Source organism: Streptomyces sp. NPDC046727, assembly GCF_040645635.1.
Classification (GTDB): Bacteria; Actinomycetota; Actinomycetes; order Streptomycetales; family Streptomycetaceae; genus Streptomyces.
The window spans coordinates 261,933-281,780 of sequence record NZ_JBEYYR010000002.1 but is presented as its reverse complement, the minus strand read 5'-3'; the positions used below and the strand labels follow the sequence as shown (position 1 = coordinate 281,780).

15 protein-coding genes are annotated in these 19,848 nt (G+C 72.9%); 2 read left to right on the top strand and 13 right to left on the bottom strand.

All coding sequences use genetic code 11. From position 1 onward, the window contains the following. Positions 1–31: 31 nt before the first annotated feature. The 3 genes from ABZ937_RS03385 to ABZ937_RS03375 all read right to left on the bottom strand — a co-directional run bounded on the left by ABZ937_RS03385 (position 32) and on the right by ABZ937_RS03375 (position 2,709). Positions 32–1,213, bottom strand: coding sequence for a glycosyltransferase family 4 protein (locus ABZ937_RS03385; protein ID WP_361685143.1), 1,182 nt, complete (start codon positions 1,211–1,213; stop codon positions 32–34). Next, positions 1,210–1,608 (bottom strand): 6-carboxytetrahydropterin synthase, encoded by a 399-nt coding sequence (locus tag ABZ937_RS03380; RefSeq protein ID WP_361685141.1) that lies wholly within the window; start codon positions 1,606–1,608, stop codon positions 1,210–1,212. Before ABZ937_RS03380 ends, ABZ937_RS03385 begins: the two co-directional genes overlap by 4 nt. Positions 1,609–1,719: 111 nt before the next feature. Beyond that, positions 1,720–2,709, bottom strand: coding sequence for a dehydrogenase (locus ABZ937_RS03375; protein WP_361685139.1), 990 nt, complete (start codon positions 2,707–2,709; stop codon positions 1,720–1,722). Between the two features lie 107 nt (positions 2,710–2,816). Between ABZ937_RS03375 and ABZ937_RS03370 the strand changes: the two genes are divergently transcribed. Then, positions 2,817–3,581, top strand: a complete 765-nt coding sequence (locus ABZ937_RS03370; RefSeq protein WP_361685137.1) for a CDP-alcohol phosphatidyltransferase family protein — start codon at positions 2,817–2,819, stop codon at positions 3,579–3,581. 344 nt (positions 3,582–3,925) lie between these two features. Here the strand turns inward: ABZ937_RS03370 and ABZ937_RS03365 are convergent, their stop codons facing one another. The 10 genes from ABZ937_RS03365 to fusA form a co-directional block, all read right to left on the bottom strand. Then, positions 3,926–5,671, bottom strand: a complete 1,746-nt coding sequence (locus tag ABZ937_RS03365; RefSeq protein ID WP_361685135.1) for an ABC transporter permease subunit — start codon at positions 5,669–5,671, stop codon at positions 3,926–3,928. 3 nt (positions 5,672–5,674) lie between these two features. Then, positions 5,675–7,171, bottom strand: a complete 1,497-nt coding sequence (locus ABZ937_RS03360; protein WP_361685133.1) for an ABC transporter substrate-binding protein — start codon at positions 7,169–7,171, stop codon at positions 5,675–5,677. A 64-nt stretch (positions 7,172–7,235) separates the two neighbouring features. Then, positions 7,236–7,787, bottom strand: coding sequence for a GNAT family N-acetyltransferase (locus tag ABZ937_RS03355; protein WP_361685131.1), 552 nt, complete (start codon positions 7,785–7,787; stop codon positions 7,236–7,238). Positions 7,788–7,832: 45 nt separating this feature from the next. Beyond that, a complete protein-coding gene (locus ABZ937_RS03350; protein WP_361685129.1) occupies positions 7,833–8,957 on the bottom strand; it encodes an ADP-ribosylglycohydrolase family protein in 1,125 nt (374 codons plus the stop codon). 74 nt (positions 8,958–9,031) lie between these two features. Then, positions 9,032–10,915 (bottom strand): discoidin domain-containing protein, encoded by a 1,884-nt coding sequence (locus ABZ937_RS03345; protein ID WP_361685127.1) that lies wholly within the window; start codon positions 10,913–10,915, stop codon positions 9,032–9,034. 126 nt (positions 10,916–11,041) lie between these two features. Beyond that, positions 11,042–12,406 carry a GH1 family beta-glucosidase gene (locus tag ABZ937_RS03340; RefSeq protein ID WP_361685125.1) on the bottom strand — a complete coding sequence of 455 codons (1,365 nt, stop codon included), beginning with the start codon at positions 12,404–12,406 and terminating at the stop codon, positions 11,042–11,044. Positions 12,407–12,435: 29 nt separating this feature from the next. Beyond that, complete coding sequence (locus ABZ937_RS03335; protein WP_361685423.1) at positions 12,436–13,275, bottom strand: carbohydrate ABC transporter permease; 840 nt, start codon at positions 13,273–13,275, stop codon at positions 12,436–12,438. A gap of 13 nt (positions 13,276–13,288) precedes the next feature. Continuing rightward, positions 13,289–14,275: a sugar ABC transporter permease gene (locus ABZ937_RS03330; protein WP_361685421.1), complete on the bottom strand. Its 987-nt coding sequence runs from the start codon at positions 14,273–14,275 to the stop codon at positions 13,289–13,291. Between the two features lie 5 nt (positions 14,276–14,280). After that, entirely contained in the window at positions 14,281–15,597 is a 1,317-nt protein-coding gene (locus ABZ937_RS03325; protein WP_361685123.1) for a sugar ABC transporter substrate-binding protein, read from the bottom strand. A 204-nt stretch (positions 15,598–15,801) separates the two neighbouring features. Continuing rightward, entirely contained in the window at positions 15,802–17,859 is a 2,058-nt protein-coding gene (gene fusA, locus ABZ937_RS03320) for an elongation factor G (protein WP_361685121.1), read from the bottom strand. A gap of 1,197 nt (positions 17,860–19,056) precedes the next feature. On the opposite strand from fusA, the gene ABZ937_RS03315 reads away from it, so the two are divergent. Then, positions 19,057–19,485, top strand: coding sequence for a hypothetical protein (locus ABZ937_RS03315; protein WP_361685119.1), 429 nt, complete (start codon positions 19,057–19,059; stop codon positions 19,483–19,485). The last annotated feature ends 363 nt before the right edge of the window (positions 19,486–19,848 follow it).

The following is a 19,848-nucleotide window of genomic DNA, read 5'->3' as shown; positions in this document are numbered from 1 at the left end:
GACCGGACCGCGATCTCGGAACTCCCGTCGCTCATGCCACCCTCCTCGGGGGTTCCGGAAGGCGCTGGAGGACGCCCGCCAGGCTGCGGGCGGTGGCCGCCCAGCCGTCGAGCGCGGCGCGGCGGCCCCGGGCCGCGGCCTTGAGCCGGCGGCGTACGTCGGGTTCGCCGAACCAGCCGCGCAGTTCCGCGGCGAGCGCGGCGGGATCCTCCGGCGGGACGAGGATGCCGGGCACCCCGCCGTCCGGCGCGCGGCCGACCGCCTCGGGCAGTCCGCCCACGTCGGTCGCCAGGACGGGGATGCCGCGGGCGAGGGCCTCGGTGACCGCCATGCCGTAGGTCTCGGCGTAGGAGGTGAGGACCATCAGGTCGGCCGCGGCGTAGGAGGCGTCGAGGTCGGCGCCGGAGCGCGGGCCGGTCAGGTGCAGCCGGTCGGTGAGGCCGTACCGGGCGATCAGCTCGCGCAGGTGGGCCACGTACTCGGGGTCGTGGCCGAGGCCGCCGACGCACTCGCAGGTCCATGGCAGGTCCCGGACCGTCGCGAGCGCCTCCACCAGCCGGTGCTGGCCCTTGCGCGGGGTCACGGCGGCCACGCACAGCAGCCGGGAGACGCCGTCGGTGCCGGGGGCGAGGGGGGCTATGTCGGCGCCGGGCGCGGCGACGTGCACCCGGTCGGGGGCGAGCCCGTGGTGGGAGACGAGCCGGCGGACGGCCCAGTCGCTGGTGGCGATCGCCGCGGGCACCGCCCGCAGCACCGCCCGCTCGCGGGTGTCGAGGTCGGCGGCGACGGCCGGGTCCAGGCCGGTCTCGTCGCCGAGCGGCAGGTGGACGAGGACGGCGAGGCGCAGGCGTCCGGCCTCGGGGACGACGACCTCGGGGACACCGCACGCGACCAGGCCGTCGAGGAGGACGACCGTGTCGTCGGGCAGGTCCCGGAGTGTGCGGGCGAGCCGGTCGCGGGCGGCGGCGTCCGGCCGCGGCCAGCCGCCGGGGACGGCGTGCCGGGTGACCTGCCAGCCGAAGCCGGGCAGGTCCAGGCAGACCCGGCGGTCGTAGGCGTTGCCGCCGCTGGGCGCGGCCGGGTCGTCGACGCCGCCCGGCATCACGAAGTGCACGCTGCGCAGGGACATGGGGATGATTCCGGCGTTCTCGGCGGCGGTGGGCTGCACGGGCACGTAGGTGAGACGGGCCCGTTCCACGGTCAGGTCGGTCACAGGTCACGCTCGTAACTCGCCCAGGCGATGTGCGACTCGTGCAGCGTGACCGTGATTCCCGCGAGCCCCTTGGCTCCCTCGCCGAGACCGCCCTTCTCGATCCGCTCGGCGAGCCGGTCGGCGATGACCTTGGCGAGGAACTCGGTGGAGGTGTTGATGCCGGCGAACTCGGGCTCGTCGTCGAGGTTGCGGTAGTTCAGCTCGGCGGTGATGGCGCCCAGCTCCCGCGTGGCCAGGCCGATGTCGACCACGATGTTGTCCTCGTCCAGCTGCTCGCGGCGGAACGTCGCGTCGACGAGGAACGTGGCTCCGTGCAGTCGCTGCGCGGGCCCGAACACCTCGCCGTGGAAGCTGTGGGCGATCATGATGTGATCGCGGACGGTGATGCTGAACAACGGACGACCCTCCAGGTGCGGCGCGTCTGGTCCCCCTGCCCTTGCCCGCCGGGGGATGCCGTGTAGTACGGCTCTTCGCTTCCCCGTGTTCAGCCGTGTCTCACTCTTTTCTCAGGTCAGACCCGTCTCCGTGTAGCGGACCCGGTGGCACAGGGCGGGGATCTCACCGGATGCCAGCTTCGGCAGCACGGAGGGGAGTTCCTCGAAAGCGCTCTCCCCGGTGATGAGCGCGTCCAGCGCCGGGTCGGCGAGCAGGTCCAGGGCGAGGGCCATCCGCTCGGCGTAGCCGCGGCCGGGCCGGGCGGCCGGGGAGACGGTGCCGACCTGGCTGCCCCGCACGGTGAGCCGGCGGGAGTGGAAGGCCTCGCCGAGCGGCAGAGCCACGCTCCGGTCGCCGTACCAGCTCAGCTCCACCACCGTGCCTTCCGGGGCGAGGAGTTGCAGGGCCCGGGTGAGGCCGGCCTCGGTGGCGCTGGCGTGCACGACGAGGTCGCAGTCGCCGAGGGCGTCGGCGGGTGCGGCGAAGTCGACGCCGAGGGCCTCGGCGGTCCTGGCGCGGGCCGGGTCGGCGTCGACGAGCTGCAGCCGGACGCCGGGGAAGCGGGCGAGGAGCGCGGCGACCGCGCAGCCGACCATGCCGCCGCCGACCACCGCGATCCGGTCGCCGATCAGCGGCGTCGCGTCCCACAGGGCGTTCACGGCGGTCTCGACGGTGCCGGCGAGCACGGCCCGCTCGGCGGGCACCCGCTCGGGCACCACGGTGACGGCGTTCACCGGAACGACGTAACGGCTCTGGTGCGGATACAGGCAGAAGACGGTACGGCCCATCAGCGCAGCCGGGCCCTCCTCCACCACGCCGACGCTGAGGTAGCCGTACTTGACCGGGCCCGGGAAGTCGCCCTCCTGGAACGGCGCCCGCATCACGGTGTGCTGGCTCTCCGGTACGCCGCCGCGGAAGACCAGCGTCTCCGTTCCCCGGCTGACTCCGGAGTAGAGGGCACGGACCAGGACCTCGTCCGCGGCGGGCTCCGCGAGGGTGATGTCGCGCAGCTCTCCGTGGCCGGGCGAGCGGAGCCAGAACGCGCGGGCCGAGTGGTTCATCGGCATCCTCCTGAACGATCGGGAAGTTGTTCACGTACCGAGTTGTGCACAGGCCGCGCACAGTACGCGGCGTTGATCGACTCTGTCACTCGGCCGGAGGGTGTGCGGTGGCCCTGAACAACACGTATGACGCGAGGCTCCAGCAGGAGACCGCTGTGGGAGCGGGCGTGCAGATCCTGCTGTTGGCTCTGCTCGGCTCGGCGATCGGCATGGGGCCGGCCGGCTGGCTGACGGGGCTCGCCTTCGCGTTCGCCACCTGGGCCGTGCTCTCCCGCGCCGTGCACCGCTCCCGGCTGCGCTCCTTCGGCCCGGCGAACCGGGTGACGCTCGGCCGGGCGACGCTGGTCGGCGGGGTGACCGCGCTGGTCGCGGACTCCTTCGAGAGCGCGCCGCCGGTGACGCTGCTGGTCGCCCTGACCGCCGTGGCCCTGCTGCTGGACGGCGTGGACGGCAAGGTCGCCCGCCGCACCGGGACGTCGAGCGCGCTCGGCGCCCGCTTCGACATGGAGGTCGACGCGTTCCTGATCCTGGTGCTGAGCGTGTACGTGGCGATGCAGCTGGGGCCGTGGGTGCTGCTGATCGGCGGCATGCGCTACGCGTTCGTCGCCGCGGCCCGGGTCGCGCCGTGGCTGACGGCCCCGCTGCCGCCGTCCTTCGCCCGCAAGACCGTCGCCGCCGTCCAGGGCGTCTGCCTGCTGCTCGCGGGGTCCGAGCTGCTGCCGCATCCGGCGAACCTGGCGATCGTGCTGACGGCGCTGGTCTCGCTGGTGTGGTCGTTCGGCCGGGACGTGCTGTGGCTGTGGCGGACGTTCCGCACGCCGGCGGCGGCGGCCCCGGCCGAGCCGAAGCTGCTGGAGCTGGCGGCGCACTGACCGCCGTATGCAAGGGCCCGGACCGCCGTCGGCGCATCCGGGCCCTTACGCATGCGCCCGGTGTCGTCGCTCGCGTCCGTCGCCCTGCCGATGACGGCGGGCCTGCCGCCGGCCGCGCCGATGCGCGGCTCCCCCCGGCTGCCAGGCCGTGCCCGGCGGCGGCGAGCAGCACACACCGCGGCGAACACCCCGGCCCGCAGACCGCTCACGGCCGGGGACGCGCTCATGCGGGGCCGCTCCCCCGGCAGGGTCAGTACCGCCACCGCCGGCACCGCCGCGAGGAGTGCCCAGGGCACCGCCCAGGGGCGCTTCCCCGGTGCGTCGCCCGGCCACCGACAGTGCGCTCATGAGGTGACCGACTCACCCATGGGCGCGGGGACTTCGGCCGTACGGCGGGCCGGGCGGCGGTGCCGCAGGGCACCCGCGGAGGTCACCGCCAGCGCGCCGAGGACGGCGAGGACGGCGGCGGGGGCGAGGACCGCCCAGGGGGCGCGCTCGGCATAGGGCTGGTTCTCGGCGAGCAGCAGGCCCCACTCGGGGGACGGCGGCTGGGCGCCGAGGCCGAGGAAGCCGAGCGCGGCGAGGGCGAGCGCGGTACCGGGCAGGCGCAGCAGGGCGTGCCCGGTGACGGGCGGCACGACTGCGGGCAGGAGTTCGTGGCGCAGCAGGTACCAGCGGCCGGCGCCGAGGGCCCGGGTGGCGGTGAGGTGGAGGGCGGCGCGTTCCTGCCGCAGCAGGGCGGAGGTGTGCGCGGCGAGGGGCGCCCAGGCGACGGCGGCGACGGCGAGCGCGGGGGTGGCCGGGCCGCCGCCGGCGACGGCGGTGACCAGCAGCGCGGCGAGCACGGGCGGTACGGCGTTGGCGGTGTCGACGAGCGGCCCGGACAGCCGGGGCAGCAGGCCGAGCAGCAGTCCGGCGAGGAGCGTGCCGGCGCTGATGGCGAGGGCGAGCAGCAGGGTGTCCAGGGCGCCGTGGGCGACCCGGGCGAGCAGGTCGCGGCCGAGCGCGTCGGTGCCGAACGGGTGTGCCCCGGACGGGGGTCGCAGGCGTGCGGTGGTGTCCAGGGCGAGCGGGTCGCGGGGCAGGCCGGCGGCGAGCACGGCGAGCAGCGCCCCGCCGAGGAGGAGAGGCGCGGTCCGTCGCGGGGGCGGCTCGGGCCGGTGCGGGGTGGGCAGGGCGGCGTCGCGCAGGGCCGGGCCGATGAGCAGGCGGACGGCGAGCCGGGCGGCGCCGGCGGCGAGCGCGGCGAGCAGCAGCAGGGCGAGGGTGCCCGCCTGGAGGACGGGCAGGTCCTGGGCGAGGGCGGCCTGGAGGGTGGTGCGGCCGAGGCCGGGGATGTCGAAGATCTGCTCCACGGCGACGGCTCCGCCGGTCATGCCGACGACGAACAGCGCGGTGTTCGGCAGCAGTCCGGGCAGACAGCGGCGTACCGCCTGCCGGGCGACGCGTGTCCGGGGCAGTCCGCGCGCGGCGGCGGCCCGTGCCCAGGGTTCGGCGAAGGCGCCGGGCAGCTGGTCGTCGAGGAGCCGGCCGAGGACGGCGCCGACGGGCAGGCCGAGGGCGAGCGCGGGCAGCACGGTGTAGTGGGGGCCGTACCAGCCCAGGGCCGGCAGCCAGCCCAGCTGCACGCCGACGACGGTGGCGAGGACGGAGGCGGTGAGGAACTCCGGCAGGGTGGCGAGCATCGCGGACGCGGTGCTGCCGGGCCGGGTCCGGCCGCCCCGGTACAGGGTGCGGGCGCAGACGGCGGTCGCGGTGCAGCAGGCCACGAGGAGGGCGACCGACATGAGCAGCAGGGAGGCGCCGAGCGCCTGCAGCACGGCCGGTCCGGCCTCGGCGCCGGAGATCCAGGACCGGCCGGCGTCGCCGCGCGCCAGTCCGCCGAACCACCGCCCGAGGAGTACCGACGGACCGTCGTGCAGGCCGAGTTGGTCACGGATGGCGGCGAGTACGGCGGGGTCCGGGTCGCGGTCCTGGGCCCGCGCCTTGAGCACGGTGAGCGCGGGGTCGGTACGGGTGAGCCAGGGCAGCAGGCCGATCCCGCACACCAGGGCGCCGGCGAGCGCGGCCCGCCACAGCACGTTCCGCACGGGTCAGCGCCGGGTGCCGGTGCCGATGAGGGTGCGCTCGTAGGGGTCGAGCAGCACACCCTTGACGGAGCGGCCGACGCCGGTGATGACGCGCTGGTGGACCAGCGGTACGACGGCGTCGGTGCCGAGGATCTCGGCCTCGGCGCGCAGCGCGGCGTGCTGTCGCTCGGCGGTGCCGGCGGTGCGCTCGGCGGCGGCCACGGCCCGGTCGACGCCCTTGTCGCACAGCCGGGCCAGGTTGTAGCCGCCGTCGCAGGTGTAGTCGCCGGCGAGGACGGCGACGGGGTCGCCGGTGTCGACGAGGCTGTTGCGGGCGAGCACGAACGCGTCGAACTTCCCGGCGAGCGCGTCGCTCTCCAGCCGCGAGTACTCGCGTACGACGAGGGTGACGCGGAACCCGGCCCGCTCCAGCTGCTGCTTCAGCACCTGGGCGGCTTCGGGGAGTTCGGGCCGGTTGTCGTAGGTGGCGAGGGTGACGGAGACCCCGCCGGGCTTCTTGGGCGCGGCCCGGCCGGCCGGCTCGATGTGCCGGCCCTCGGCCCAGGTGACGGCGGGGCCGTAGATCCCCTCCCCGCGGTCGGCGTGCCCCTCGTACACGCCCTTGGCGAGGCCGGAGGTGTCGACGGCGGCGCGGGCGGCGGCGCGCAGCCCGGCGTCCCGGAACGGCCCGGAGCGGAAGTTGAGCAGCAGGCTGGTCGTGCGGGTGGTGGCGGTCTCGCGCCGGGTGCCCTGCTGGAGCGTGGCGGCCTGCGCGACGGGCACGGCTTCGGCGATGTCGGTGTCGCCGCTGCGCAGGGCGTTGGTGCGGGCGGTGCCGTCGGCGACGAAGCGGACGTCGATGCCGGCGGCCTGGGCGCGGCCGTCCCAGTAGCCGTCGTACCGGTCGAGGGTCGCGGACGAGCTGCCGGTGACCTTCTTCAGCTCGAAGGGGCCGGTTCCGGTGCCGACCGGGTCGACGCGGTCCTTGTGCCGGTACGCCTTCGGGGACAGCACGGCGAGGCTCGGGCTGGACAGCCGGAGCGGCAGGATGGGGTCGGGCCGGCCGGTGGTGACGCGTATCCGGTGCGGGTCCACGGCTTCGGCGGTGAGGGCGGGGCCGGACAGGGCGGCCGGGGCGGGCCTGGCGTGGGCGGCCCGGGTGAGCGAGGCGGCGACGGCCTGGGCGGTGACCTCGGAGCCGTCCTGGAAGGTGGCCTCGCGCAGGGTGAACTGCCAGCTGCGGTCGCCCTCCTGATGCCAGGACGAGGCGAGGGCCGGGGCGGCGGCGCCGTTGCCGTCGAGCGCGGTCAGGCCTTCGGTGACGCCGAGCCGGCTGAGGATGGTGGCGTCCGCGCCGTACGGGGAGAGTCGCTCGGCGGGCGGGAAGGCGAGGGCGACCCGGAGCCGGGAGCCGCCGGCGGGGTCGCCGGATCCCGCACCGGATCCGGGGGCGAAGCACCCCGCGAGGAGGGGCGTGACGAGCAGGGCGGCCAGCAGTCGGGGAGGGCGCGGGGCGGGCATGGTCCTCAGTTCGGGTGGGTCCGGGCAGAGTTCGGGAGCGGGCGAGCCTTAGATTACATGACAATCATTTCCAACAAGCAGCCGCCCGCCCCAGCGGAAGCTCGAAGTGCACGATGCCCTGCCCGCCCCCGGCGCCCTGACGCTCGTCGTGCACGACCGTGCCCAGCGACCGCCAGAAGGGCTCGGCGCCGGGCACCGCGGGATCGGTGTGCAGGTACACGGAGCGATAGCCGCCGTCCGCGGCGGCGAAGTCCAGGAGCCGCGCCACGAGTTCGCGTGCGATACCGCGGCGCCGGTGCTCGGGGCGGACGTACACCCGGCGCAGCTGTGCGGTCCGCCCGGACGGGTACCGCTCGGCCAGCCAGCGCGGGTTCGGCGGCCACCCCGGCCCCCGCGCGTCGACGGCCCCGGTGCCGATGACCTGCCCGTCCGTGTCGACGGCGACGAGGAGCGCATGGCGGTCGGAGGCCAGGTAGGCGGCGGCCGGATCCACGATGTCGGCATGCCAGCGGGGCACGTACCCGGTTCCGAAGTCCCGGTAGACGGTGTCGAGCATGACGGAGCGGGCGCCGTCGAGGTCGTCGGGGGTGGCCGTCCTGATGCAATAGTTTCGCACTTGCACATGATATGCAGGAAGGGCGAAGCGGCTGATGCGGGCGGCTCACCAGCCGGGGTAGCGGTCCCACCAGTGCGGGTCCCAGCCCTTGATGTACTCGCTGCCGCTGGGCGAGTCGTCGATCTGGGCCAGCAGATCGCGGGCCAGCGTGTCGAGCACCCAGGCCAGTTCGTGCCGGCTCACCAGGTCCACGGGCAGCGCGTCGGCACCGTGCACCGCGCCGAGCAGCGCCCCGGTCACGCAGGCCACGGAGTCGCCGTCCGGCGCGCCCGCCGCGAAATCCAGCGCGGCCCGGAACCGGTCCCGGCCGGGGAACGAGGCCGCCGCGTAGAGTCCGCCCAGCAGCGCCGACGGCGCGGTCGCGTCCGGGGCGAGCCGGGCCAGCAGGGCCGGCTCCGCGGGCCGGTCGACGGCGTACCGGAACGCCGTCAGCAGCCGCTCGTGCTCGTCGCCGGAGACCGCGTGGCGCCCGGACCGCAGGGCGTCGATGCCTGCCTCCAGGGCCTCGCGCGCGATGCGGTCGCCGGGCTCGCCGGGGCTGTCGGGCAGGGGTGCGGTCAGAGCGTGGTGCAGCAGTACGGCCCCCTGCACGGCGGCGGACCGCGCGTCCTCGTCCCCGTGGGTGATCCCGGCGAACTCCCCGGCCTGCGGCGCCCACTGGGGTCCGGCGACCGCGACGGGCAGGGTCCGGGTGAGGGCGTGGGCGCCCCGGCTCGGCGTGGCGATCCGGCTGTGCGGGTCCTCGATCCGGGACAGGGCCGTCACGGTCGCCGGAGCGCTGCCGCGCCGCTCGGCCAGCACGGGCACGCCCGCGAGCCAGCCGTCCGGCCACGCCTTGTCGCTCGGGCAGGAGACCCAGCGGCGCCGCATCCGCTCCCCTTCGATGCCCTGCAGGGCCGCCCACCGGCAGTAGGCGTGCAGGACGACGCCCGGGGGATGGCAGACGCCCTTGTGCCGGCCGCGGACCATGGCGCGGACGACGCCCTCGGCGGTGAAGCACGCCAGTTGGGTGCTGACGCCGGCGCGCAGCGGTCCGGTGGCCGGCGGGCGGCCCCGGGCCGAGCCCAGCGTGTCCCCGAGGGCCAGCCCGAGCATCAGGCCCCGCACCCGGGACTGCGTGCGCCGGGCCTTCCGCCGCTGCTCCCTGTCCGGATCCCGCTGCCCGACCACTTCGGCCTTCCTTCCCCGCTCTCCCCGATACCGCGCGCCACCGTATCGCCCGGTTCCGGAACGGGGTGGCCGGGTCAGCTCTTCTGCTCGACCCGCACCCAGTCGATCTCGGCCTGCGCCCCCTGGGCCGCGACTTTGTCGACGCTGGACTGCGGCAGGCCCCAGTAGGGGGTGGTGACCTTGTTCCAGCCGGCCGGGTAGGCGCCGCCGAGGGCGAGGTTGAGGATCACGTACTGGTCGTGGTCGTAGACCCACTGGCCGCGGGTGGACTCCAGCTTGTTGCGGGTCGTCTCCTGGACCAGGCGGTCGTCGACGGAGAAGCGCATCGCCGTGGGGGTCCACTCGACGGCGTAGGTGTGCCACTGGTCGGCCGTGCCGCCGGACGGATAGGTCTGGCGGGCGCCGATGTTGCCGTCGGCCGAGTAGCCGGGGCCGTGCAGGGCCGAGCTGGTCCAGTCCGGGTAGCCGATGTTCTCCATGATGTCGGTCTCGCCGGAGGCCGGCCAGGAGACGGAGGGGTCGTCGACGTTGCTGCCGAGCAGCCAGAACGCCGGCCAGAACCCGTCGCCGACCGGCAGTTTCATCCGGGCGCTGACCTTGCCGTAGGTGAAGTCGACGTGGGTGTGGGTGTCGATGCGGCCCGAGGTGAGGTCGTAGGTGCCGCCGCCCGCCCGGGTGCAGCCCTTGCAGTACTTCGCCTTGAGGATCAGGCTGCCGTTCCGGGTGCTGATGTTGTCGGCGGAGTCGACGTACGCCTGGGACTCGCCGTTGACCGGGCCCATCTCCGTGCCGGTGCGCACGACCCGCCACTTGGAGCGGTCGAGGCCCGCGCCGGTGAAGTCGTCGAAGAAGGTGGTGCGATAGGTGCCCGACCGGTCCGCGGGGAGGGCCGGGTAGGCGGCGGAGGCGCTGCCGCCGGTGCCCCACACCTGGAACTCGTAGAGGGAGTAGCCGAACTGGGCGGTGGCGGGTGCCGGGTTGTAGAAGGAGCGGCGTTCCTTGCCGAGCATGCGGACGTAGCGGCCGGTCGCGGGCGAGGGCAGCTTCACCGTGTCGTGCACGCCGGTCGCCTCGGACGGCGACTTGACGTTGGCGCGGCGGGCGGCGATGTCGGCGGCCGACGGCTCGTGGACCGTGCGCCAGGTGCGGTTGTCGTCGGACACCTGGAGGAGGTAGTCGACGGCGTAGGCCGACTCCCAGTACAGGTCCACCGTGTCGATGGTGGACTGCGCGCCGAGGTCGACGGACACCCAGCGGTCCGCGTTCCAGTCGCTGGACCAGCGGGTGGTGTCCGCCTTCAGGTCGGCGGGCCATCCGCCGTCGGTCACGAACGCCGGTGAGTTCCCGGCGTGCTGGTAGAAGTTCGCGTACGCGGGGTGGTTCAGCGCCAGGTTGGTGCGGGTCGTGGAGGCGGCGGCCGGCTCGCCGCCGTAGACCTTGAAGCTCCACAGCGAGTAGCCGTAGGGCGTGGCGCGTTCCAGGCCGCGCATGCGGACGTAGCGGCCGGTGACCTCCTGCGGATAGGTGTGCGCGGTGACCGAGCCGCCGGTGCCGTCGGTCTCGGTGTAGAAGGGCGTCCAGTCGGTGCCGTTCTTCGAGACCTCCAGGACGTACCGCTTGCCGTACGCGGCCTCCCAGTCGAGGACGACCCGGTCGACGCGGATCACGGAGCCGAGGTCGACGCGGATCCAGGCGTTGTCGGCGAAGTCGCTGGACCAGCGGGTGGAGCCGTTGCCGTCGACGGCGAGGTTGGCGGCCAGGCCGGCGTTCTCGCTGCCGGAGGCGGTGACGGCGGCCGGGTCGGCCGCGTAGGCGGCGGCCGCGCGGTCGGTGTCCCAGCCGACGGCCGCCGGGGCCGCGGTGGCGGGGGCGGCCAGGACCGGGCCCGCGGACAGCAGGGCCGTGGCGGACAGGGCGGCGAGCAGGGTGCGGGGGATGCGGGAGACACGGAGGGGCATGCGGCTCTCCTTGTGGGGTGGAGGGGTGCACTGGCCGAGATATGTCAAGTACATGACAGTCCCAGGGGTGGTGCCGGCCGGTGGGCACGGGCTCCCACGCGTGCCCACCGGCCGTCCGGGCCGGGCTCAGGCGGCCCGGCGGGTCTGGCCGCGGTGGACCCGGACGATGTCCGCGTACCGGCGGCCGGTGCCCTTGATCGTGCGGACCTGGGTGCGGTAGTCGACGTGGACCAGGCCGAAGCGCTTGTCGTAGCCGTACGCCCACTCGAAGTTGTCCAGCAGCGACCAGGCGAAGTAGCCGGCCAGCGGGGCTCCCCTGCGGGCGGCCGAGGCGCAGGCGGCGAGGTGGTGCTCCAGGTAGTCCTGGCGCTCGGGGTCGTCGACGCTGCCGTCGGGGCGGACCACGTCCGGGAAGGCCGAGCCGTTCTCGGTGACGTACAGCTTCCGGGCGCCGTACTCCTCGGTGAGCCGGAGCAGCAACGTCTCGATGCCGGACGCGTCGATCTCCCAGTCCATGCCGGTGCGCGGGACGCCCGCGCGCCGGACGGAACGGGCGTACGGCGCAGGCCCGTCGGGGTCGTCGGCGATGTACGCCGGGAAGTAGTAGTTCAGGCCCAGCCAGTCGAGCGGGGCGGCGATGGTCGCCAGGTCGGCGTCGCCGACGGGCAGTTCGACGCCGTAGGTCTCCACCATGTCGGCGGGGAAGCCGCGGCCGTGCACCGGGTCGAGCCACCAGCGGTTGACATGGCCGTCGTGCCGGCGGGCCGCCGCCACGTCCTCGGGGCGGTCGGTGGCCGGGTGCACGGTGGAGAGGTTGTTGACGATGCCGACCTGCGCGCCCGGGGCGGCGGAGCGGACCGCCTGGGTGGCGAGGCCGTGACCGAGGAGCAGATGGCAGGAGGCGCGGACGGCGGCGGTGAGGTCGGTCCAGCCGGGCGCCATCGTGCCCTCCAGATGGCCGATCCAGGCCGAGCAGGAGGGCTCGTTGAGGGTGGCCCAGAGCTTGACGCGGTCGCCGAGGCGGGCCGCGACAACCTCGGCGTAGTCGGCGAACGCGAGGGCGGTGTCCCGCTCCGGCCAGCCGCCGCGGTCCTGGAGCGCCTGCGGCAGGTCCCAGTGGTAGAGGGTGACGGACGGGGTGATGCCCTCCTCCAGCAGGGCGTCCACGAGCGCGTCGTAGAAGGCGAGCCCCTTGGGGTTCACCGGGCCGGTCCCGCCGGGCATCACACGGGGCCAGGCCACCGACAGCCGGTAGGCGTTGACGCCGAGCCGCCGCATCAGGGCGATGTCCTCGGGCCAGCGGTGGTAGTGGTCGCAGGCGACGTCGCCGTTGTCGTCGTTCGCGATCTTCCCCGGGGTGTGGGAGAAGGTGTCCCAGATCGAGGGCGCGCGGCCGTCCTCGGCGACGGCTCCCTCGATCTGGTACGCCGCTGTGGCCGTGCCCCACAGGAAGTCGTGCGGGAGGGCGGCGAGGTCGATGGGTTCGGACACGGAAGTCCCTTCGGGATCAGGGGTGCGGGTCACTTGACGGCGCCCGCCGTCAGACCTGCGACGAGATAGCGCTGCAGCAGCAGGAAGCCGGCCACCACGGGCACGCTGACGACCAGCGAGGCGGCCATGATCTGGTTCCAGTAGACGTCGTTGAGGGTGGAGTAGCCCTGGAGACCGACGGCGAGGGTGCGGGTGGTGTCGTTGGTCATGACCGACGCGAAGAGCACCTCGCCCCAGGCGGTCATGAAGGCGTAGACGGCGACCGCGACGATGCCGGGGACGGCGGCCGGTACGACGATCCTGAGCAGCGCCTTCAGCGGCCCGCAGCCGTCCACGAGCGCCGCCTCGTCCAGGTCCCGCGGCACCGAGTCGAAGTAGCCGATCAGCATCCAGATGGAGAACGGCAGCGAGAAGGTGAGGTACGTCAGGATCAGCCCGCCGCGGGAGCCGAACAGGGCGATGCCGGTGGCGTTGCCGATGTTGACGTAGATCAGGAAGAGCGGGAGGAGGAAGAGGATGCCCGGGAGCATCTGCGTCGACAGCACGGTGACCGTGAAGACGCGCTTGCCGCGGAAGTCGTAGCGGCTGACGGCGTAGGCGGCGAACACCGCGATGACCACCGAGCAGACGGTGGCCGCGCCCGCCACGACCAGCGAGTTCACGAAGTACTTCGCGAGCGGCACGGTCGACCAGATGTCGATGTACGGGCGGACGGTCAGACCGCTGGGCAGCCAGCGGAACTCGCCGGTGACGTCGGCGAGCGGCTTCAGCGAGCTGGAGACCATCACGTACACCGGGATCAGTACGAAGCCGGCGAGCAGGGTGAGGAACACCCGCCGCGACCACACGAAGGAACGCGGCGGCGCCATCGGCGAGTCGGTGCTAGACATCGGCGGCCCTCCGTCCGCGCGAGGTGAACAGCAGGTATCCGCCCGTCACGACGAGCAGGAAGAGCAGCAGCAGGACGGACATGGCCGAGCCGGTGCCGAAGTTCCAGGTGACGAAGGAGGACTGGTAGATGTGCACCGAGATGAGGTCGGCGGCCTCGGGGGCGGACTTGCCGAACAGCACGTACGGCGTGTTGAAGTCGTTGAACGTCCACAGGAACAGCACCAGGACGAGCACCTGGTTGACCGGGCGCAGCGACGGCAGGGTGATGCGGCGGATCTGCTGCCACATCCCGGCGCCGTCCAGCGAGGCGGCCTCGTACAGCTCCCGGGGGATGTTCTGCAGGCCGGCCGTCACGATGAGGAAGGCGAACGGCCAGCCCTTCCACACCGACACGGTCAGCAGGGCGTAGAAGCTGTTGTCGCCGATGAGCCAGAAGGACCGTTCGTCGGTGAGGTGCAGCTGGTCGTGCAGGACGTGGTTCACCAGGCCGTTGTCGTGCTGGAACATGAACACCCAGGTGATGACGGCCGTGTAGACGGGCAGCGCGTACGGCACCAGGAACAGGGCGCGCAGCAGGCCGCGCCCGCGGAAGGTGTCCTGCATGAAGACCGCGGCGGCCGTGCCGATCAGCCAGCACAGGCCGACCGAGAGCAGGGTGAAGCCGACGGTGACGCCGAACGAGTGCAGCAGCGCCCTGCCGACGGGGGCGTCGAAGTCCACCGACACCCGGTAGTTGCCGAGGCCGTTCCAGGGCGCGGTGCCCCAGTCGCGGATGTAGAACTGGGTGAGTTCCTTGAAGCTCATCACGACGCCGATCACCATCGGCACCAGGTGGACGAGGAGTTCGAGGAGCAGGGCGGGCAGGAGCAGCAGGTAGGGCAGCGAGATACGGCGGATCCGCCCGGTGCGGCGGCGTGTTCCGCGCGCCGCACCGGGGGATGTCTCGCGCACCGGTTCCTTCAGTGCGGTGGTCGTCATCGCGGTCACGCCGCCGGCATCTGCTGCTGGGCCTTCTCCAGCTTCGCCTTGACCGAGTCGGCGGTCACGGCGCGCCCGGCGGCGGCGTCGGCGAACAGGTCCTTGACGGCCGTGCCGACCGCCGTCTCGAACTGCGACTCGGACGGCACCTGCGGCAGCGCGGCCGCGCTCGTGGCGAGGGTGTTCTTCAGCACCGCGGTGTCGGGGGCGCCGAAGGCCGGGTCGCCCTGCGCGGACCTGACCGGCGGGACGGTGCTGTAGGCCGTGTTGAGGACCTTCTGCTCGGCGTCGGAGGTCATGAACTTCACGAACTTCGTTGCGCCGTCGAGGTTGTGGGTGTTCTTGAAGACGGCGATGTTGATGCCGGCGACCATCGAGTTGACCTGGGCGCCCTGGCCGGGGGTGCCGGACCGCACCGGCACGGGGGCGATGCCGTACGCGTCCTCGCTCATGCCCTGGGACGTGAGGTTGGCGGCGGCCGACTGCCACAGCAGCATGGCCTGCTTGCCCTTGGCGAAGTCGCTGACGGACTGGTTCTGCGCGTACTCGGCGTCGCCGGTCGGGATGATCTTGTCCTTGGCCATCAGGTCGACGTAGCTCTTGACGGCGTCGACCACCTTGGGGCTGGTGAAGTCGGGCCTGCCGTCGGCGGTGAAGAAGTCGGCGCCGTGCTGCTTGGCGAAGACGAAGACGTGGTGGATGTTCTCCGACAGGTTCGAACCCTCGGCGCCGAGCACGGACTTGCCCTTGGCCTTGATCTTCTTGCCGTCGGCGATCAGCTCGTCCCAGGTGGCCGGGGGCTTGCTGATCCCTGCGTCGGCGAAGATCTCCTTGTTGTAGTAGAGCGCGTACGCCATCGAGTACAGCGGCACCGCCGCCGGGTCCTTGCCCTGCACGCCGGTCGAGCCGAGCGCGGAGTCCACGAACCGGTCCCTGCCGCCGATCTTCGCGAAGTTCTGCTCGTCCCACGGCAGCAGTGCGCCGGTCGCCTGCAGGGAGGCGCTCCAGGTGTTGCCGATGTTCAGCACGTCCGGGCCCTGGCCCGAGGTGGTCGCGGTCAGGATCCGGTTGAGCAGATCCGACCAGGGCACGACCTCCAGCTTCACCTTGATGCCGGTCTGCTTCTCGAACTTGTCGAGCTCGGGCTGGAGAACCTTCTTGTCCACGGCGACACTCGCACCCTGGTTGGAGGCCCAGTACGTCAGCGTCTTCGGTGAGTCGTTCGACCCGCCGCCGGTGGACGATCCGCCCCCGCAGGCCGTGGCCGCGAGAGCGAGAGACAAGGTGACGGCGCCTACGGCCGCGGCTCGGATGCTGCGCATGGCTCCCGGTGTCCCTTCAGGGATTGCACTCATGACTTAATTTAGGACGTGAGTTAATCCGTCCGGGGCGCGATCGTCAAGGGATTCGACAGGGCTGACCGGGAGGAGCGGCCGGCGCGCAGGCCGGGCAGGGTGTACCGGCCGACGACGGTGGCAGCGGCCCTCACCCCGAGCCGTCGTGGCTCGGGGTGAGGGCCGTACCGGTCACCGGACGGATGTCGGTGCCGGTGCCGGCGCGTAGCCGGCGGGCCGGCTGGTGAACGTGCCCCGGCCCTGGGTGCGGCTGCGCAGCCGCGTGGCGTAGCCGAACAGTTCGGCCAGCGGCACGGTCGCGGTCAGTACGGCCGCGCCGCCGCGGCTCTCCGAGCCGCCGACCCGGCCGCGCCGGGCGGCCAGGTCGCCGAGGACCCCGCCGACGGCGTCCTCCGCCACGGTCACCGTGACCTCGGCGACCGGTTCGAGCAGCGCCGCCGTGCACGCCCGCAGGGCCTCGCGGAGGCCGAGCCGGCCCGCCGTGCGGAAGGCCGTGTCGGAGGAGTCCTTCACATGCGTGGAGCCGTCGGTGAGCGTGACGCGCAGCCCGGTCACCGGGTGCCCGCCGAGCGGTCCCTCGGCGAGCGCGTCCCGGCAGCCGGCCTCGACCGCGCGCACGTACTCCTGCGGCACCCGCCCGCCGACCACGGCGGACCGGAACTCGAAGCCGGTGCCGCCCGGTTCGGGGCCGAGCGGTTCCACGTCGAGGACGACATGCGCGAACTGCCCCGCCCCGCCGTCCTGTTTGACGTGCCGGTACACGAAGCCGCGCACGCCCGCGACGACGGTCTCCCGGTGGGCGACCCGGGGGCGCCCCACGCCGACCTCGAGCCCCGCGTCACGGCGGATCTTCTCCACGGCCACCTCCAGATGGAGTTCGCCCATGCCGGACAGCACGGTCTGCCCGGTCTCGGCATCGGTGCGCACCACCAGCGAGGGGTCCTCCTCGGCGAGCCGGGCGAGGGCCGTCGCGAGCCGTCCGGTGTCCGTGCCGCGCCGGGCCTCGACCGCCACGGACACCACGGGCTCCGCGGCCACCGGCGGTTCCAGCAGCAGCGGGGCGCCGGGGTCGCACAGTGTGGCGCCGGCCCGGGCCGACTTGACGCCCGCGAGCGCGACGATGTCACCGGCGACAGCCCGGTCCAGCTGGACGTGCCGGTCCGCCATGACCCGCAGGATCCGCGCCACCCGCTCGGTGCGCCCGCCGCCCGGGTCCGCCACGGTGTTCCCCTTCTCGATCGTGCCCGAGTAGACGCGCACGTAGGCCAGGCGCCCGGTGGCGCCCGCGTTCACCTTGAACACGAGCCCCGCGAAGGGGGCTTCGGGATCGGCGGCCCGCCGCTGCCCGGCGCCCTCGTGGACACCGCGTACGGCGGGTACGTCGAGCGGCGACGGCAGATAGGCGACCACCGCGTCCAGCAGCGGTTCGATGCCGCGGTTGCGGTAGGCCGAGCCGCACAGCACGACCACGCCGTCTCCGCTGCGCGTGAGGTCGCGCAGGGCGGTGGTGAGGGTGGCGGCCGAGAGCGTCTCGCGGTCGCAGAACTCCTCCAGGGCGGCGGGATGCCGTTCCGCCACCGCCTCCTCCAGCGCGCGCCGCCGCCGTGCCGCCTCCTCGCGCAGCTCCTCGGGCACCGCCCCTTCCACGGCCGTACCCTCCCCGTCGATCCACACCAGGGACCGCATCCGCACCAGGTCCACCACACCGGTGAAGCCGTCCTCGGCGCCGATGGGCAACTGCGCGACCAGCGGCGCGGGATGCAGCCGGTCCCGGATGGAGGCCACGGCCCGGTCCAGGTCGGCGCCGGCGCGGTCCAGCTTGTTGACGAACGCGATCCTCGGGACGCCGTGCCGGTCGGCCTGCCGCCACACCGACTCACTCTGCGGTTCCACCCCGGCGACGGCGTCGAACACGGCGACCGCCCCGTCGAGGACGCGCAGCGACCGCTCGACCTCGTCGGCGAAGTCGACGTGGCCGGGGGTGTCGATGAGGTTGACGCGATGGCCGTCCCAGGCACAGCTCACCGCTGCGGCGAAGATGGTGATGCCACGGTCGCGTTCCTGCGGGTCGAAGTCGGTGACGGTGGTGCCGTCGTGCACCTCGCCCCGCTTGTGGGTGGTGCCCGTCGCGTACAGGATCCGCTCGGTGACGGTGGTCTTGCCGGCGTCGACGTGGGCGAGGATGCCGAGGTTGCGGACGGCGGTGAGGGTGTCGATGTGCGTGCGCACGGCGCGGTGCCTTTCGGGAAGCGGTGCGGAAACAGGGCAGCGCGATTCCCCGTGGGCCGGGTGGAGCGGACGCGGTACGGCGGCGGCCGGACGAGTGCCGGGCGGGCCGCCGGGGTCAGCGAGGCGTCACGGGCATCCGGTGCCGGCCGCGCAGCGGGCACCGGACGGACGAGGACACCAGGATCACCTCGGTCCGCGCAGGGGGAACGACGACGGCGGTACGGTCACGCACGGCCCGGCTCCCCTCGACTGTCACGGATGATCAAGCGCGCCGCCGTGGTGTCGACGCGGCGCGCGGTGCGTGGCGAGTCTAGGGAAACGATCAGCCGACGCGCACCGGGTTTTTCGACGGGGAAACGAAGGAACCCCATGGCCGAGGCCATGGGGTTCCTGTCTGTGTCCGAGGGGCGAGTTGACGGCTGACGATACGGTCGTGGTGGCGCAAGGGCACTTCCACCTGTGAAACCGAACTTCAGTCAGTCGCAGGGGCGGGGGCTGGCTTCTTCGAGGTCGAGTTCGTGCAGGATCCGCGCTGAGTGGCGTCGCTGATTTTGTCGGCTTCGAAAAGACGCTGGAGCTCGGCCGCCTCGATGGCGATGGGTGTCCGGCGAATCTCACGGAAGGCGTCGGCAGGTCGGGCGTCCGGGGCGCTGTAGTGGGCGTCATCAACCTGGTGGATGTGCGCTGCCAGTTGCTCGACGACGGCATCGACGGACTCCCTGCGCGGCCTGTCCGACGGCGTGCGCTGGTGTCCTCCGGTCCTCAAAGTCGACGATCCCGTCGCATGCAACGCGCACATCGGCGGCCGGGACCTGTTTCTCGTGCCGCCCTACTTCAACTTGGGCGCGTCTGTGGCACTCCCGAGACACCGAACTGCAACCCGTCCTCATGTACTCGGCAGCTCGCCCCGTTTCCCCTAACCCCTCCGAGGGCGCTGGATCCGGTGCTGTGGACGATCAGCGGGCGAGTCAGGCTGTGGACCCGCGGGACCGTTCAGAGATGCAGCACGCGCTCCTCGCCGCTGTCACCGCGGAAACTTCTCGACGATTCCGAACGTGTACACGAGTGAGTCGTGAGAGGTTGTCCTGCGACGTGCGGCCGCGAATGGGGGCGAGCATGCTGTTTGAAGAGCTGACGGCACTGGCGACAGAAGGCGGACGGGCGGTGGTCCGGGCCGTGGGCACCCCGTTCTGACCCGTGACGCAGCGTCTTGCCGCGGAGTTGGTCAGCCGCGGTGACGCCGAGCGCGTGAGGGTGGAGCTCGTGCGGCTCGATCGCACCGCGCAAGCCCTGACGCCCGCACCGTCAGGCGATGCCGGCGCGGAGCGGGCGCGGCAGGAAGGGCTTTGGGCCGGAAGGTTCGATGCCCTGCTGGACCGCCTCGAGGGGACCGAACAGTCCGGTGCGGCAGCAGAGTTGCGCGCGCTCCTTGAGTCCCTCTCCGCCTCCGTCGGCGACACGGCCATCGACACCGGCAACGCGACGGCTCGCGACGGCAGCAGCGCGATCACCGGAATCCGGAACGCCGGCGGTAGCCGTCCTGGCCCGTTGAAGGTCGCGCACACCGGAGACGCGGAGGCCGCCGGACCCGGCTCCAGCGCCGTCACCGGAATCGTCAACGAATAGGCCGCTCCGAGACGACCAGGCGCCTCGTGCAGAGGTTGTACGTACTGCAGACACCGACGATCGACATCGCACTTCGGAACTCATCAACGAGCCCCGCGAACTGGCAATCAACAATTTGAGAAACGTGCTGCCTCGCGCACCGCGTACCTCTGAAACATGGCCTGTGTAGTGAGATCCTCTGGCCCACATAGGCGCGTTGGCCGACCACACCGAGGGCGGCATCGAAGCCGGTGTCGCCGGAATTCTTCTTGCTTCCGGCCTCTTCCTTGCCTACCAAGGTGTGTCCTTCTCGGCTATGGCATATATCCGTCGAGTCTTGGGAGTGTTCGAGAATGTCATGGGCGAGGACCATCGCTATACGTT

What these genes read in the sequence shown, in the direction of transcription:
- ABZ937_RS03335 (WP_361685423.1), bottom strand. Translation starts at nt 13,275, where the DNA reads ATGGCGCCGCCGCGTTCCTTCGTGTGGTCGCGGCGGGTGTTCCTCACC.
- ABZ937_RS03375 (WP_361685139.1), bottom strand. Translation starts at nt 2,709, where the DNA reads ATGAACCACTCGGCCCGCGCGTTCTGGCTCCGCTCGCCCGGCCACGGA.
- ABZ937_RS03345 (WP_361685127.1), bottom strand. Translation starts at nt 10,915, where the DNA reads ATGCCCCTCCGTGTCTCCCGCATCCCCCGCACCCTGCTCGCCGCCCTG.
- ABZ937_RS03330 (WP_361685421.1), bottom strand. Translation starts at nt 14,275, where the DNA reads ATGACGACCACCGCACTGAAGGAACCGGTGCGCGAGACATCCCCCGGT.
- ABZ937_RS03360 (WP_361685133.1), bottom strand. Translation starts at nt 7,171, where the DNA reads ATGCCCGCCCCGCGCCCTCCCCGACTGCTGGCCGCCCTGCTCGTCACG.
- ABZ937_RS03325 (WP_361685123.1), bottom strand. Translation starts at nt 15,597, where the DNA reads ATGCGCAGCATCCGAGCCGCGGCCGTAGGCGCCGTCACCTTGTCTCTC.